The organism is Trinickia mobilis (assembly GCF_017315705.1).
Lineage (GTDB): Bacteria > Pseudomonadota > Gammaproteobacteria > Burkholderiales > Burkholderiaceae > Trinickia_A > Trinickia_A mobilis.
In genome coordinates this window covers 41,721-57,295 of record NZ_JAFLRF010000033.1, presented here as the reverse complement: position 1 = coordinate 57,295, position 15,575 = coordinate 41,721, and the positions used below count along the sequence as shown (strand labels likewise).

Annotated in this window: 11 protein-coding genes; 6 read left to right on the top strand and 5 right to left on the bottom strand. The window is 67.2% G+C overall.

The genetic code is table 11. The annotated features are described in order from the left end of the window. Positions 1–13 precede the first annotated feature (13 nt). Together J3489_RS29095 and J3489_RS29090 are read left to right on the top strand one after the other, a co-directional pair. Positions 14–3,031: a salicylate synthase gene (locus J3489_RS29095; RefSeq protein ID WP_207004237.1), complete on the top strand. Its 3,018-nt coding sequence runs from the start codon at positions 14–16 to the stop codon at positions 3,029–3,031. After that, complete coding sequence (locus J3489_RS29090; protein WP_207004235.1) at positions 3,028–3,882, top strand: class I SAM-dependent methyltransferase; 855 nt, start codon at positions 3,028–3,030, stop codon at positions 3,880–3,882. Before J3489_RS29095 ends, J3489_RS29090 begins: the two co-directional genes overlap by 4 nt. A gap of 164 nt (positions 3,883–4,046) precedes the next feature. On the opposite strand, the gene J3489_RS29085 is transcribed toward J3489_RS29090, so the two are convergent. The 5 genes from J3489_RS29085 to tssH form a co-directional block, all read right to left on the bottom strand. Continuing rightward, the gene (locus J3489_RS29085) at positions 4,047–5,330 is read right to left on the bottom strand and encodes an EAL domain-containing protein (protein ID WP_207004233.1); all 1,284 of its coding nucleotides are present in this window, start codon (positions 5,328–5,330) and stop codon (positions 4,047–4,049) included. A gap of 343 nt (positions 5,331–5,673) precedes the next feature. Beyond that, the gene (locus J3489_RS29080; RefSeq protein ID WP_207004231.1) at positions 5,674–6,981 is read right to left on the bottom strand and encodes a solute carrier family 23 protein; all 1,308 of its coding nucleotides are present in this window, start codon (positions 6,979–6,981) and stop codon (positions 5,674–5,676) included. Between the two features lie 157 nt (positions 6,982–7,138). Continuing rightward, positions 7,139–7,453, bottom strand: coding sequence for an MCP four helix bundle domain-containing protein (locus tag J3489_RS29075; RefSeq protein ID WP_207004229.1), 315 nt, complete (start codon positions 7,451–7,453; stop codon positions 7,139–7,141). A gap of 483 nt (positions 7,454–7,936) precedes the next feature. Beyond that, the gene (locus J3489_RS29070) at positions 7,937–8,659 is read right to left on the bottom strand and encodes a response regulator transcription factor (RefSeq protein WP_242540397.1); all 723 of its coding nucleotides are present in this window, start codon (positions 8,657–8,659) and stop codon (positions 7,937–7,939) included. Between the two features lie 37 nt (positions 8,660–8,696). Beyond that, the gene (gene tssH / locus J3489_RS29065) at positions 8,697–11,369 is read right to left on the bottom strand and encodes a type VI secretion system ATPase TssH (protein WP_207004223.1); all 2,673 of its coding nucleotides are present in this window, start codon (positions 11,367–11,369) and stop codon (positions 8,697–8,699) included. Between the two features lie 303 nt (positions 11,370–11,672). Here tssH and J3489_RS29060 point away from each other — a divergent pair, with 303 nt between their 5' ends. From J3489_RS29060 to tssF, 4 genes are all read left to right on the top strand, one after another. After that, positions 11,673–12,224, top strand: a complete 552-nt coding sequence (locus J3489_RS29060; RefSeq protein WP_207004222.1) for a TagK domain-containing protein — start codon at positions 11,673–11,675, stop codon at positions 12,222–12,224. After that, entirely contained in the window at positions 12,184–13,053 is an 870-nt protein-coding gene (locus J3489_RS29055; RefSeq protein ID WP_207004221.1) for a type VI secretion system accessory protein TagJ, read from the top strand. The genes J3489_RS29060 and J3489_RS29055 overlap by 41 nt, the downstream gene beginning before the upstream one ends. Beyond that, positions 13,040–13,558: a type VI secretion system baseplate subunit TssE gene (tssE, locus tag J3489_RS29050; RefSeq protein WP_207004220.1), complete on the top strand. Its 519-nt coding sequence runs from the start codon at positions 13,040–13,042 to the stop codon at positions 13,556–13,558. The genes J3489_RS29055 and tssE overlap by 14 nt, the downstream gene beginning before the upstream one ends. A 136-nt stretch (positions 13,559–13,694) precedes the next feature. Further along, on the top strand, positions 13,695–15,575 hold the full coding sequence (tssF, locus tag J3489_RS29045) for a type VI secretion system baseplate subunit TssF (RefSeq protein WP_207004209.1): 1,881 nt from the start codon (positions 13,695–13,697) through the stop codon (positions 15,573–15,575).

Sequence of the window (15,575 nt, the reverse complement as noted above, 5' to 3'; positions counted from 1 at the left end):
TTCGGAGAACTTCATGAATACGCATCCGCATCCTTCCCTCGACACCTGCGCCGACGGCCGCGACCCGCTCGCGCCCTTGCTCGGCGAGTGTCCGCGGCGCTGGGCGGCGGCATACGCCGAGCGCACGGCGCTCGTCGCCGGCCGCGAGCGGCTTTCGTACGCAGGGCTCGAGGCGCGCGTCGAGCGTCTCGCGCTCGGCCTCGACCGCCTCGGCATCCGTAAGGGCGACCGCGCCATGCTGCAACTGTCCAACGGCATGGGCTTCGTCACGGCGTTCTTTGCGCTGCTGCGCATCGGCGCCGTTCCCGTGCTCGCCATGCCGGCGCAGCGCGCGCACGACATCGACGCGCTTTGCCGCATCGCCGAGCCGGTGGCCTACTTCATCGCCGAGCGCAGCCAGGGGAACGACTGCCGGTCGCTCGCTCGCGAGATCGCCGCGGCCCATCCGTCGCTGCGGCACGTGATCGTGGACGGCGATCCGGGCGATCACGCCGGCCAGGCCGTCACACTCGACGCCCTCGAAGCGAACGTTGCGCGCAGCGCAGAACCGGCGGCATGGCCGGCGCCCACGCCTCGCGAGACGGCGCTGCTCCTGCTCTCGGGCGGCACCACCGGTACGCCCAAGCTGATCCCGCGCACGCACGGCGACTACGCCTACAACGCCGCCGCTTCCGCGAAGCTCTGCGGCCTTGGCGCCGATAGCGTCTATCTGGCGGTGCTGCCCGTCGCTCACAACTTCACGCTCGCGTGTCCCGGCGTGCTCGGCACGCTCGCCTGCGGCGGCACCGTCGTGCTCTCCGGCACAGCGAGCTGCGACGAAGTCATGCCGCTCATCGAGCGCGAGCGCGTCACGCACACGGCGCTCGTGCCGCCGCTCGCGCAGCTTTGGGTGCAGGCCCGCGATTGGGAGACGAGCGACCTCTCGAGCCTGCGCGTCGTGCAAGTCGGCGGAGCGCGGCTCGACCCCGCGCTCGCGAAGGCGCTGACCGAACGGCTCGGGTGCCGCCTGCAACAAGTGTTCGGCATGGCCGAGGGCCTGCTCTGCTTCACGCGGCTCGACGACCCGCCCGAGACGGTCTTCCATACCCAAGGCAGGCCGCTGTCGCCTGACGACGAAATCCGCATCGTCGACGAACACCAGCGCGACGTGCCGGCCGGCGCCGCCGGCGAGCTGCTGACGCGCGGCCCCTGCACGATCCGTGGCTATTACCTCGCGCCCGAGCACGACGCCCGGAGCTTCACCGCCGACGGCTTCTATCGCACCGGCGATCTGGTGCGGCTGACCCCGGAGGGCAACCTGATCGTGGAAGGCCGCCTCAAGGAACAGATCAACCGTTGCGGCGAGAAGATCTCCGCTGCCGAAATCGAGTCGCTGCTCGTCGAAGTGCCGGGCGTGCGGGACGCGGTCGTGGTGGCCGTGCCGGACGCGGTGCTCGGCGAGCGTATCTGCGCGTTCGTGCTGCCCGAGCCCCATGGCGAGGCGCCCGGCGCCGCCGCGCTGAACGCGGCATTGAGCGCGCGCGGGCTCAGCGACTTCAAGCGCCCCGGCCAGTTCGAAACGATCGGCCAATGGCCGCTCACGCCGGTGGGCAAGATCGACAAGCCGCGGCTCGCCGCCCTCGCGAAGGAGCGCCGCGCCGCCATGGCGCCGGATGCCGCCGCGCCGGCATCCGGGCCGGCCTCCGTACCCGCATCTGCGCCGGCCAGACGCCGCTACGCCGAAACGCGCGTCCCGGTTGCGAGCCCGCCAATGGAGTTGGCCTCACGGCTCGCGCGGGTAGTCAAAGCCAAGCGCTACACCGTCTACGAGTGCCGCGGCGAATGGAGCATCGGGCTCGACGCCGCCCTGGACCTCACCATGGACCGCGACGGCACGATCCGCCGCAGCGACGGCGCGGCGGCGGGCGCCGATCTTGCCGCCGCGCTCGACGCTCTGCCGTTCGAAGGCTGGCGCCTGTATGGCCGCGCCGCTTTCGAGCTGGCCTACCTGACGCACGGGCTCGAAGCGCCCGCCGCGGGCGAGCCGCTGTTGCGGCTCTTCGTGCCGCAAAGCGAGATTCGCCTGCGCGAGAACGTCGCGCTGATCCGCAGCCTGGACGCGGCCGCGCTCGGCCCGCTGGCGGAGCTTGTCGCGACGCAGGACGCCGCGCCCGCCCCCGCCCCGGGCGAGCCGCTTGCCGCCACGGACCACGCAGGCGCGCAGGCTGCCTATGAGGCCAAGGTCGCCTCGGCTGTCGGCGAGATGCGCGACGAGACGTACCAGAAGGTCATCCTGTCGCGTGCCGTCGAGGCGCCGCTCTCGCTCGACATGCCGCTCAGCTTTCTCGAAGGCCGCCGGGTCAATACGCCGGCACGCTCGTTCCTGCTGCGCGACGGCAACTTCCAGGCCTATGGCTTCAGCCCGGAGACCGTCGTCGAGGTCGACTCGCTCGGCTTCGTCAGCACGCAGCCGCTGGCCGGCACCCGCGCGCTGACGGGCGACGCGGCCGAGGACGAGCGCCTGCGGCGCGAGCTGCTGCAAGACGCGAAGGAAATCGCCGAGCACGCGGTGTCGGTGCAGCTGGCGATGCAGGAAATGTCCGCCGTCTGCGAAGCGGGCTCGGTGAACGTCAGCGAATTCATGACGGTGCGGGCGCGCGGCACCGTGCAGCATCTCGCCTCGCGCGTCACAGGGCGGCTCGCTGCCGGACGCCGTGCGTGGGACGCCTTCGTCTCCCTGTTCCCCGCCGTGACGGCCTCCGGCATCCCGAAACGGGAAGCGCTCGAAAGCATCCGCCGCCACGAGAGCGGCCCGCGCGGCCTCTATAGCGGCTGCGTGATGATCGTCGACAGCGGCGGCGCCCTCGACGCCGCGCTGGTGCTGCGTTCCGTCTACCGCAACGGTGCGCGCTGCTGGCTCCAGGCCGGCGCCGGACTCGTGCCGCTCTCGGCCCCGCGGCGCGAGTGGACCGAGACCTGCGAGAAGCTCGCGAGCGTCGCGCGGCACCTGCGCGCCGCGCCCCGCGCGTCTCGCGCGGAGGCGGCGTCATGAACGGCGAACGCCGGTCCGTCGTGCTCTCCGGCATCCCCGAAACGATGCTGTGGACGCTGTATAACCGGGCCTGCGAGGCGCAACGCCCGCGCCCGCTCCTCGTCGACCCGGAGGCGATACGCATCTTCCGCTCCATCGAGTACGACTACGCGCGCCGCTTCGGCACGGCCGACAGGTCGCATGCCGTGCGCTCGCGCGTGTTCGACGACGTGCTCAAGCCTTGGCTCGCCAGGCATCCGGAGGGCGTCGTGATCGAACTCGGCTGCGGCCTCGAAACGCAGTTTCAGCGTTGCGACAACGGCCGGGTGCGGTGGGTCTGCGTCGACGTGCCGGAGGCCATCGCCGTTCGCGAGCGCTTCCTGCCCGAGAGCGAGCGCTGCCGATACGTGCGCAAGAGCGTGCTGGACCTGTCGTGGATGACGGAGGTCGACCATTTCGCGGCAGCGCAGCCGGAAGGCCGGACGCCGCCTGCCGGCCCCGTGTTCGTCACGGCTCAAGGGTTGTTCATGTATCTGCGGGAGGCCGAGGTGAAAACCGTGATCGGCGCGATTGCCGGGCACTTCCGGCAAGCCGAGCTCCTGTTCGACGCGATTCCTCACTGGTACTCGCGCAAGACGCTGCGGGGTCTTCAAAAGACGCTCGACTACCGCGTGCCGCCCATGCCGTGGAGCATCAACCGCGACGAAATCGAACGGCTGCGCGACTGGGGCCCCCATGTCGCCGCCGTCGAAGCCGTACCGTGGAACTATTTCAGCGGCTTCGGCTGGACGCTGCTGCGTGCGGCGATGCGTCTGCCCGGTCTTCGCAACGCGGCGCCGAGCGCAGTGCGCATCCAAAGCCGCAGGGCCTGAACAGGCACGACTGGATTGACCGTCGACTTGACGGCAGACGGCGGGTGGGCGTCGATATCGAAGCGCGCGATGCAGCCCGTGTCTGGTGCTCGCTGGCTTCAGCCGTGTTCGCCCCGCCTGGTCGCACGAAACGGCTTCGTGAAGCATGGGTTGACGCAGCAAGCTCAGGCGGAGGGTTCCTCGACCCAGTCGATATCGCCGCACAGCACGCACATCTGCGAGCCCACGCGCGTCGCCATCGACAGCGTCACGCACGGCATCGCCTCGTTGATCGACAGATAAGGCCGCGTGACATGCACGCGCTCGGGCGCATTGATCGCGTCGCGGAAATAGGGCCGGCGCAGCCAGTTCGCGCCTTGCGCGTCGGCGAGCGGCAAGAAGCCCGTTTCCCTGGCGGCGCGGTCGGCGCGCAGCACGACGTTGCGCCCCGCCTGCCGGCCGTTCGAATCCAGCAGGAAGCAGCGCGCGGCGTGATCGAGCGCGAGGAAATTCCAGCACACCTCTTCGAGCGGCTCGCCCGCCGCCAGCCGCTCGGCCGCGCGCTCGAAGGCGCGCACATACGGCTGGAGGCGGCTCGCATTGGCCCGCTCGCGCGCCTCGGCCTGCGCACGGTAGCGCTCGGTCAGCTCGCCGATGCAGGCTGCCGCCTGCGTGCCGTCCGCGGGCCCGGGGTTCGGTCTGCCGAAGAAAAAACCCTGCACGAAATCCGCGTCGCAGCCGAGCGCGAGTTGCGCCTCGTGCTCGGTCTCGATCCCTTCGATCAGCACCAGCTTGCCCGCCTCGTGCAGGAGCGCAACGAGGCCGGGCAGGATCGCCGCCATGTCCGTGCGGTGCGCGGCGTGCGAAAGCATGATGCGGTCGAGCTTCACCATATCGGGATTCAACTGCCAGATCCGCTCGATGTTCGAGTGGCCCGCGCCGAAATCGTCGAGCGCGATCAGGAAGCCTTCTTCGCGAAAACGGCGCACGCCTTCGGCGAGCTTTTCGAGGTCGTCGGCGCGTTGCTCGAGCACTTCGAGCACGACCCGGCGCGGCGACAGGTCGAGGCGCTTCAGGTTCGCGAGCAGCGCCGCCGCATGATACGGATCGGTCAGCGCCTCGGGATGGACGTTGAGGAACAGCCACTCGCGCTCCGCGCCGAGCATCTTGAAGTTCTCGAGATGCAGCGCCTGTGCGAGCCGGTCGACGAGATGCAGCTCGCCGTGCCGCGCCGCCTCGCCGAACACGTCGAGCGCCGGCACGACGCGGTCGAGCGCATCGTGCGCGCGCAGCAGCGCCTCGTAGCCGACCGCGCGCATGTGCGACACGCTGAAGATCGGCTGAAACACGCTGGTGAGCGTCAAGTCGTCGTGCCGCACGGCGTAGCGCTGCAGCCCCGACGTGACGCTCAATTCGAACCCGGGCGGCAGCGCCGGGACGGGCTTTCTCTCCTGCAGCGCAGTCACCATGTCGGCCTCGGCGCATAGGCAAAGCAAGAACGGAAGACGGATGTCGTCATCGACGGCCTCTGAATTTTCTCAATGTAGTCTCAGGGCACGTTAAAGCAAGGTCCATGCGCACGGCGGCGGACGCCGGCGCGGCGGTCCATCGTGTGGATCAAATGCCATGCACGGTCTGTGGCGCCGTGCGCCAGCTTGCCCGCACCGCCATGGTGCAAACCGCACCGGCCGCGCGGCTTGCGGCTGCGCCGTAGCGGTGCAGCCCGGCCGTCGCAGTGGAAGGCGGCGCAAGCCCGGACGAGGCTGTCTGCGGCACCTGAAGCCACTACCGCAACTACCGCCACAACTGCAGTTACGCCACCGGCCCGCGCACGGCCTCCCGCCGGAGAATCGCGTAGAGGATGATGGCGCCGAAGGTCGCCGTCCCGATCCCGCCGAGCGCGAAGCCACCGAGCTTCAGCGAAAAGTCGCCCGCACCGACCACGAGCGTCACCGCCGCGACGATCAGATTGCGGTTGTCCGAGAAATCGACCTTGTTGACCACCCAGATCCGCGCGCCGGTCACGGCGATCAGCCCGAACACGACGATCGACACGCCGCCCAGCACCGGCCCCGGAATCGTCTGGATCACCGCGCCGAACTTCGGCGAGAACCCGAGCAGGATCGCGATCACCGCCGCCACGACGAACACCAGCGTCGAGTAGATCTTGGTGACGGCCATCACGCCGATGTTCTCCGCGTAGGTCGTCACGCCCGTGCCGCCCGCGAAGCCCGAGACGACGGTCGCGAGCCCGTCGCCGATGAAGGCCCGGCCGATGTACGGATCGAGGTTTTGCCCCGTCATCGCGCTCACCGCCTTGATATGCCCGAGGTTCTCGGCGACGAGGATCACCGCGATCGGCGCGAGGAGCGCCATCGCGTGCGGGTCGAAGGCCGGCGCCATGAAATGCGGCAGCCCGAACCACGCGGCGTTCGCGACGATCGAAAAATCGACCGGCTTGCCGAGCCCCATCCCGTTCGTGACGATCGCGTAGATCACATAGGCGATCAACAGGCCGACCAGTATCAGGAGCCGCTGGAGCATGCCGCGCGCGAACACTGCGACGCCGCCGACGCACAGCACCGTCACGAGCGCCATCCACGAGTCGAACGTGGACCCGCTCACGCCCTTGACGGCGATCGGCGCGAGATTCAGGCCGATCACGGCGACGATCGAGCCGGTCACGGCGGGCGGCATCAAGGCCTCGATCCACTTCGTGCCGACCGCCGACACGATCAGCCCGATGATCGCGTACACCACGCCGCAGGCGAGGATCCCGCCGAGCGCCACCGGGATGTTCGGGTTCGGCCCGTGCCCGGCGTAGGCGGTCACCGCGATGACGAGCCCGATGAACGAGAAGCTCGAGCCCAGATAGCTCGGCACCCGCCCGCCTACGAGCACGAAAAAGAGCAGCGTCCCGATCCCCGACATGAAGATGCAGAGGTTCGGATCGAAGCCCATGAGGAGCGGCGCCAGCACGGTCGAGCCGAACATCGCGACGACGTGCTGCACGCCCATCGCGAGCATCTGCGGCCATGGCAGGCGTTCGTCCGTATTGACGACGCGGCCTTCGACGGCGCGCGGCTGCTCGCGCCAGCGCGGGAAATAGGAATTGGCCATTGCGGGGGTTCTCCTCTTGCTCTAGGCGGCGTGGAAGCGCCGGGCGTGGATACGCCGGGCGTCGGTGCGCCGGGCGCGGGGCGTCCGACGCTCGATGCGGCGCGGGTATTGGAATCACGCGCGAGTTTAAGGAGCGCCACCGGCGCTGACAAGCGAATCAGAAAGGCGCGCAATCGGCGAGCGCCTGCCGTTCGCCTTGCAGCGCGCCCGCGCGGCGCCGCTCGTGCCGGCCGAGATCGAACACCGCGACGGCCATGTTCGCGGCGGCGAGATCGGTGTCGAGCTTGTGCTTGTTCGCTTCCTCCATCCAATAGAGGCCGTCCATGTGGCGGCTGCCGATGTCGTCCGCGATCTGGTGCATCGACGCGAGGCTTGCCAACCCGGCCGCCCCCACGAGCACGCCAAAGCCGATGACGACGCCGAACGCGCCCAGCAGCCTTCTCAGGACAGTCGATTGGTCGATCCATTTCATTTCGCCATCCTTATCACGCAATTGAAGTCAGGCGCGCATGCCGCGGTGTCTCCCGCCGCTCCGGAACGCGCTCAACTTGCGTTTGCGGCACTCGCTATCCGCTCTTGATGCGTCGGATATTGGGCATAAGGCCAGGCGAATAGTGGTTCAAACGAAACGATCGAGCGTGCCATTTTCCGGCGACGCTTATCGTTTTATAAATAGCGGACGACATATCGAGACCATCGACCGGTGGCGGCCTAAACATCTCGAAATCGAATACGGGAAGAAAAGCGATTTTTAGGCGTTATCTCATTCTTGCGGACGCTTGACCTGCCTACACTCAAGACCTGCATGTCTGTTTGGGCCATGCAGCGAGTGTTGCAATCCTCCGTTGCCGCTCAAGCCGCCAGCTTGAGCGGCTTTTTTTGTTCGGAAGGCAGTCGCCACGCTCGGCGTGAAAACACGATCTATCGAAACACCGTAGTACGCGTGCGAAATGCCTCAGGTCGCCTTGATCTCCTCGGACACGCCATAGAGCTCGTAGTCGGAACGAATACCGAGCTTGCGAAAGGCCGCGTGCTTTTGTGCGCTGATCGTCTTCGGGCTGCGCGAAAACTTGCTCGCGATATCCGAGATCGTCATGCCCGCGAGACAACAGCGCAGCACCTCGTATTCGCGCGGACTCAGCAGAAGCTTGGCGCTCGGCGGCGCCCCGCTCGCATCGCCGCTTGCATCGCCATGCCCGATGCACGCGCCGGCCGGCGCTTCAGGCCGGCTCGCCCGCCTCGGGGAAAGAGGGGCTGCGTCCGTTCCCAATAGCGAATTGAAGTAGGTGCCGCCCGCGTGCACCTTGCGAATCGCGCGAACGAGGTCGCGCAAGCTCTCGTCCTTGCCGAAAAAGCCACGCGCGCCGGCGCGGGCCGTCAGGGCGACGGTCATCGGCGCATTGAAAGCCGACGACACCAGGATCCGGCAATCCGCAAAGCGCGACCGGATCATCTGAATGAGGTTCAGGCCATCGATTTCGTCCGGGCCGAGCGAGTAATCGAGCACGAGCACGTCGACTCGATTCTTCGGCAGCCAATCAAGCAGCTCGCGCGAATGCGCAAAGCTGGCGACCACCGCAATATCGTGCTGCTCGGCAAGATGAGCCTGGATGCCAAGCCTGACGACGGCATGATCGTCCAGAATGGCGACGCGTATCGGCGTCCGGTTTCCGTTCAATTTGCACTCCAACCTTTGTGCGCGGGCCGCGGATCGCTTATTGCTCCGCCCGGAACAGCAGGGCGGCCGCAGGCGCTGCCGACTCGTCGGCGACGTCGATCGCCACCCGCATGAACGACAGCTTCGACGACATCGCATCGAGCCACAGGGCCGCGAGCCGCGGCAGCACGTGCTGCTCGATGAAGCCGATCAGGACGCGCGCGCCCGTCTCCTGCACGAGGCAACGGCCAACGATGTAGTCGACGACGCGGCAGTCGTACGAGAGCTCGACGCCTTGCTGCTCCGCCATGCGCTCGACGACGCGATCGAGATGCAGGCGCACGATCCGGGCCAGCGACTGCTGCGCGAGCGGCTGGTACGGCACGACCGACACGCGTCCGAGGAACGCCGCCGGGAACGCCTTCAGCAATGCCGGCGTGAGCGCGGTCCGCAGGCCTTCCAGGTCCGGCGCCAGGTCTTCGTCGGCGCACAGGCTCGCGGTCAGATCCGAACCGGCATTGCTTGTCAGCAGGATGGTCGTGTTGCGGAAGTCGATATAGCGGCCATCGCCGTCTTCCATATAGCCCTTGTCGAAGACCTGGAAGAACATTTCGTGGACGTCGCGGTGCGCCTTCTCGACCTCGTCGAGCAGCACCACCGAATACGGCCGCCGGCGCACCGCTTCGGTCAGCACGCCGCCTTCGCCGTAACCGACATAACCCGGCGGCGCGCCCTTGAGACCCGACACCGTGTGCGCCTCCTGATACTCGCTCATGTTGATCGTGATCAGGTTCTGCTCGCCGCCGTACAGCGCCTCGGCCAGCGCCAGCGCCGTCTCGGTCTTGCCCACGCCCGACGGACCCGCCAGCAGGAACACGCCGAGCGGCTTCTTCGGATCGGTCAGGCCGGCACGCGCGGTCTGCACGCGCTCGCAGATCTGCCGGATCGCTTCCGACTGGCCGATCACGCGCGCTTCCAGCGTCGCCGGCAGCGAACGGACCGCAAGCACTTCGTCGGTCACCATCCGGCCGACCGGAATGCCGGTCCAGTCCGACACGATTTCCGCGACGATCGCTTCGCCCACTTCCGGGAACACCAGCGGCGCATCGCCTTGCAGGTCCGCCAGCGCGCGCTCGAGCGCGCGCAGCGCGTCGAGGGACGGTTGCGCCGGAACTTCGCCTTCCTCTTCAGCTTCGGCGCAAGCGGCCTCGCGCGCGCTCAAAAGCGCTTGGGCCGCTTCGGCCTGCGCGCGCCAGCGCGCTTCGATCGCGTGCTCTTCGGTCTCGAGCGCCTCGATGCGTGCGCGAACCGGCGCGAGCGTCTTGCCGTCGAGGCCGATGCGCGCTTCCTTCTCCAGCAGCGCCAATTCGAGGCGGGCAGACTGCAGGCGCTGCCGCACATCCTGCAACTCGCGCGGCGGCGCAAATTGAGACAGCGCGACGCGCGCACACGCGGTGTCGAGCAAGCTGATCGCCTTGTCCGGCAGCTGGCGCGACGGGATGTAGCGATGCGACAGCGTCACCGCAGCGCGAATCGCTTCATCCAGCACGGCGACGCCATGGTGTTTCGAGAACGTTTGCGTGAGGCCGCGCACCATGTCGATGGCGGCTGCCTCCTCGGGCTCGCCCACTTGCAGGACCTGGAAACGGCGCGTGAGCGCGGGATCTTTCTCGATATGACGCTTGTACTCGGCCCAAGTCGTCGCGCCGACGGTGCGGATCGTGCCGCGCGCCAGGGCCGGCTTGAGCAGGTTCGCCGCGTCGCCGGTGCCGGCCTGGCCGCCGGCGCCGATCAGCGTATGGATTTCGTCGACGAACAGAATGACCGGCACCGGCGACTTCGCCGCCGCCTCCAGCACGGACTTCAGGCGCGCCTCGAACTCCCCCTTCATGCTTGCGCCCGCGAGCAGGCCGCCGACGTCGAGGCTCAGCAGCCGCACGCCGGCCAGCTTCGGCGGCACGTCGCCGCTCGCGATCGCGAGCGCCAGCCCCTCGACCACGGCCGTCTTGCCGACCCCGGCCTCGCCGGTCAGGAGCGGATTGTTCTGCCGGCGGCGCAGCAGGACGTCGATCATCGTGCGAATCTCGAGCTCGCGGCCGACGACCGGGTCGATCTCGCCGGCGCGTGCGCGCGCCGTCAGGTCCGCGCAGAACTGCTCGAGCGCCGAGCCGCCCTTGGCCGGCGCGGCCATGGCGTGGGACGCCTCGCCCGGCACCCCCGATGCAAAGCCGTTGTGGCCGTAGGGCGCGTCCTCGGCCTCGGGCGAACCGCCGATCCATGCCGGCAGCGCCTCGTGCAAGCCGTCGACAGGAATCTTTCCGAACGCAACCGAAATGGACAGCAGCACGCGGCGCAGCTCGGGCGTTTCCACGAGTGCGGCAACGAGCCACGCGCTGCGAATGCGGCCGTCGTCGAAGGCGAGCGCCGAGAGCACCCAGGCGCGCTCGATCGCCGTCTCGATATGGTGGGAGAAATCGCTGATGGAACTCGCGCCGGCCGGCAATGCGCAAAGCGCGCGGGTCATGTCTTGATCGAGCCCCGCGCGGTCGATTCCGCAATGCCGGACAATGCGATGCAGGTCGCTGTCAGGAAGCTGCATCAATTGGTGGAGCCAATGAACGAGCTCGACATACGGGTTGCCGCGCAATTTCGAGAATGTCGTGGCCGACTCGATGCTCTTGAATAGCGTGGCTCCGAGCTTGCCGAACAGGGCCTGGCGTGAAATGGTCATAGGACGCTCGATAAACAATTTAATTGGCTTGACTCATCGACTCATCTTATGAACTGCCAAGCAATTTATAAGGCAGTGAAAAGACGCAAAGAGCTCAGATGAGCCCCAACGATAGCGCAGCGGCGCTGCCCCATCTTTAGGACAATTCCGATATCTCCTCGTCACACTGAGAAGTAGCATCCCATCGAGACGGACTCCGGCGCGTGCACTTCCTGCTCGGCTATTTTTCGTCACGCGCATTCCCGCACGCAGCCTCGCCGGCATGCGTCCTTTCCTCAAGATCATCAAGAGAGTTGTCGAACCATGACCGGCTACTATGCGCGGTGGAATATCGCCCCAAATGATGCAAGCGATCTCGAAACGTACGTCCGGCCGGTTCAGTTCGACGGCGACGAAACGGACCCGCTCGCCGCGCTGAGCGCGGAGTATCAGCAGGCGCTCTTGCATCGCACGCGCGGCTCCGCCCACGAGCTGAAAAACGTGTCGACAGAAAACGCACCGGTCATCGCGCCGCCAGACGACCCGTTCATGGACGCGCCGGAACGCTACGGCGAGGGCTCGCTGCTCGAAGACCTGCTCGGCAACGGCCGCAACATCGATGCCGTCCTGGAAAGCCTGGACCCGTTCGGCGGCGGCCAAGTCTTCGAAGCGGACGAGCATCACGAGATTCTCGCGCTCCTCGCGCCCGGCAATGCGCCCAGCCAGCGCTTCCCGCAACCGGCCATGCTGGCTCGCCAAGAACATCACCTGATTAGCGTGGACAGCCATATTCCGATGGTCGACTTCACCCAATACGACGAACAGGACTCCGAAGATGAAAAGCGACGCCGAGCTGCCCGCATCGGGCATGCCTAAGCTTCACGACCTGCTGCAAACACAGGCCTACGGCGACCTCAAGGCCCGCGCGGCCGAAACCGTCCGCAAGCAGCCCGCCAATGCGCGCGAGCGCTGGCTGCTGTTCCAACTGCTGTGCCTCGACGGCGCATGGGCGCGCGCGCTCAAGCAACTGCAGACGTGGGCATCGCTGGAGCCGCAGGGCGAAGCCAAGGCTCAGTTGCATCGCGGTCTGATCCAGAGTGAGATGTTCCGCGCGGAAGTCTTCGCGGGCACGCGCACGCCGGGTTCCATCGATCCGCATCCCGCCTGGGTCGAGACGCTGCTGCAAGCGAATGCGAAGCTCGGCGAGGGCAAGCTGGCCGAGGCCGACGCCCTGCGCGAAGCCGCGCTGAACGAAGCGCCGGCGACGCGCGGCGAAAGCGCGCAAATGGGCGCATTCGAGTGGCTCGCCGAGAGCGACAGCCGGCTCGGCCCGATCTGCGAAATGGCGGTCGCGGGCGGCTACCGCTGGATTCCGTTCGACGAAATGAAGTCGCTGACGCTGACGCCGGCCGCCACGCTGACCGATCTGGTCTGGCGCCCGGTCACCGCGATCCTGCGCAACGCGACGGTCCTGCGCGGCTATCTGCCGACCCGCTATCCCGGCTCCGAAATCGGCCCGATGCCGATCAAGCTCGGGCGCGAAACGACCTGGACCGACGTTGGCAACACCGGCGTGATCGCGCTGGGCCAAAAGACCTGGAGCACGGATCAGGGCGACTTCGGCCTCCTCGAAATCGGCCACTGCCGGTTCATCCGCGAGGACGAAGCGACGCCGGCAACCGAGAGCGGCGATGCGGCAGCCTGAGACCTGGCACAAGCAGGCCTACTTGCCGTCGCTGCTCGACCGCCTGCTGGACGATGAGCCGCAGCGCAAGAGCGAGCGCCCAGATGCGTATGCCCCCGATCACGAGGGCATGCGCCGCATCGTCCAGCGCGACTTGAGCCTGCTGCTCAACACGACCAATCTCGACGACGAGATCGACATGTCCAGCCACCCGGCCGCTGCGGCCTCGGTCGTCAACTACGGCATTCCCGCGCTGTCGGGCAGTTATCTCACCGATCGCAACTGGGAATCGATCGAGAAGCTGATCCGTCTCGCGATCACGCGCTTCGAGCCGCGGTTGATCCCCGAATCGCTTCGGATTCGTCCGGTCAACGGCAAAGAGCCGATGCGATACAACAAGCTCACGTTCGAGATTCACGGGCTGATGCAGTGGTCGCCCTACCCGCTCGAATTCCGCATCCAGAGCATGTTCGACGTCGAGATGGACAAAGTCACGCTCGAGCCGGGCTCACGCAAGCAGAACTGAAATGAAATGAAACCACTCGCACGCTCTCTTCGTTCGCTGTCGGCCGGAGTTAGCGCTTTAGCGCTTACTCCGGTCCCATGCAAAGCGCCCCCCAAGGGGGTGCCGGTACGTTTGCGGCGGCCCGGCAGGTACTGACATGGATCCCAAATTCCTCGATTACTACAGTCGCGAGTTGACCTACATGCGGGAGATGGCCGGCGAGTTCGCCGAGCAGCACCCGAAGATCGCGCGCCGCCTGGGCATGCAAGGCATCGAAGTGGCCGACCCGTACGTCGAGCGGCTGATCGAGGCTTTCTGCTTCATGTCGGCGCGAACCCAGCTCAAGCTCGACGCCGAATTTCCGCGCTTCACCGAGCGGCTGCTGGAGGTCGTCTACCCGAACTACGTCGCGCCCACGCCGTCGATCGCCGTCGCGCAACTGCGGCCGAGCCTGCGCGAAGGCGACTTCAGCAAGGGCTTCACGGTGCCGCGCCACAGCATGCTGCGCTCCGCGATTCCCGCAGGCGAGCAAACCGCTTGCGAGTTTCGCAGCGGCCAGGACGTGACGCTGTGGCCGATCGAGATCGTCGAAGCCAAGCTCACGGCCGTCCCGCCCGATATTCCCGATACCGAGCGCTATCTGCTGCCGCACATGCCGATGCGCGGCGCGCTGCGGCTGCGCTTGCGCACGGTCGGCGAGGTGAAGTTCAACCAGATGACCGGGTTCGAGCGCCTGCCGGTCTACATCGGCGGTGACGAACGCATCGCCTCGCATCTGTTCGAGCTGATCCACGCGGGCAGCGTGGCGTCGGTGGTGCGCGCCTACGGCGCGGCCCGCGGCGAAGGCCACGTGGTCGCCAAGACGCCCGTCGATTTCGAAGGCCTGCAATCGAATCAAGGCTTGCTGCCGCTGCCGTGGAACGCTTTTCACGGGCACAACCTGCTGCAAGAGTATTTCGCGTGCCGCCAGCGCTTCTACTTCTTCGCGCTGACGCAGCTCGCGCCCGGGCTTTCGCGCATCGACGGCAAGGAAGCCGAAATCGTGCTGCTCCTCAACCGCCTGCCGGAAGCGCTCAGCACGCACGTCGACGCGTCGCGTTTCCTGCTGTTCTGCACGCCGGTCGTCAACCTGTTCCCGAAGCGGACCGACCGCGTCGAAGTCAACCGCGCCCTGACCGAATTCCACCTGCTCGCCGATCGCACCCGGCCGCTCGACTACGAGATCTTCTCGGTCTCGCGCGTGTTCGGCCAGAAGGCCGAGACGTCCGCGGAAATCACCTTCAATCCGCTCTACCAGACCTTGCACAGCGACGTCGGCAATCACGGCCGCTATTTCTCGATCCGGCGCGAGCAGCGCGCGCTGTCGGCCAATGCGCGCAAATACGGCACCCGCACGCCGTACGTCGGCACCGAGGTGTACGTCTCGCTGGTCGATCAAGCCGAAGCGCCGTACCCCGACGACATGCGCTACCTCTCGGTCGAAGCCTGGGTGACCAACCGCGACTTGCCGCGCGTGATTCCGCGCAACGGCATGACCGATCTCATCATGTCGGATTCGGTGCCGATCGACGGCGTGCGGCTCGTGCATCCGCCGAGCGCGCCGCGGCCGCCCTATGCGGCAGGCGAAACGGCGTGGCGGCTGATTCGCCAGCTGAGCTTCAATTACATGCCGCTTGCCGAGCTCGATCACGGCGACGGCGGCCAGGCGCTGCGCAACATGCTGCGCCTGTTCGTCTCGTCCGGCGAGCGCGAGCAGACCGCGCAGATCGACTCGCTCGTCGGCGCGCGGACCGAGCCCGTGGTGCGGCGCCTGCCCGGCCACGGGCTGCTCGTCTACGGGCGCGGCGTGCGCTGCGAACTGACCGTCGACGAAACCGGCTTCTCCGGCATCAGCCCTTACCTGTTCGGTCTGGTGCTCGAGCACTATCTGGCCCGGCACGTTTCCATCAACGTGTTCACCGAGACCGAACTTCACTCGATGCAGCGCGGCCTCATCACACGTTGGCAGCCGCGCATGGGCGGACGCGGAGCGGTGTAA

Excerpts from the sequence above, each read along its gene's own strand:
- J3489_RS29095 (WP_207004237.1), top strand. The coding sequence starts at position 14 with ATGAATACGCATCCGCATCCTTCCCTCGACACCTGCGCCGACGGCCGC.
- J3489_RS29090 (WP_207004235.1), top strand. The coding sequence starts at position 3,028 with ATGAACGGCGAACGCCGGTCCGTCGTGCTCTCCGGCATCCCCGAAACG.
- J3489_RS29085 (WP_207004233.1), bottom strand. The coding sequence starts at position 5,330 with ATGGTGACTGCGCTGCAGGAGAGAAAGCCCGTCCCGGCGCTGCCGCCC.
- J3489_RS29080 (WP_207004231.1), bottom strand. The coding sequence starts at position 6,981 with ATGGCCAATTCCTATTTCCCGCGCTGGCGCGAGCAGCCGCGCGCCGTC.
- J3489_RS29075 (WP_207004229.1), bottom strand. The coding sequence starts at position 7,453 with ATGAAATGGATCGACCAATCGACTGTCCTGAGAAGGCTGCTGGGCGCG.
- tssH (WP_207004223.1), bottom strand. The coding sequence starts at position 11,369 with ATGACCATTTCACGCCAGGCCCTGTTCGGCAAGCTCGGAGCCACGCTA.
- J3489_RS29060 (WP_207004222.1), top strand. The coding sequence starts at position 11,673 with ATGACCGGCTACTATGCGCGGTGGAATATCGCCCCAAATGATGCAAGC.
- J3489_RS29055 (WP_207004221.1), top strand. The coding sequence starts at position 12,184 with ATGAAAAGCGACGCCGAGCTGCCCGCATCGGGCATGCCTAAGCTTCAC.
- tssE (WP_207004220.1), top strand. The coding sequence starts at position 13,040 with ATGCGGCAGCCTGAGACCTGGCACAAGCAGGCCTACTTGCCGTCGCTG.
- tssF (WP_207004209.1), top strand. The coding sequence starts at position 13,695 with ATGGATCCCAAATTCCTCGATTACTACAGTCGCGAGTTGACCTACATG.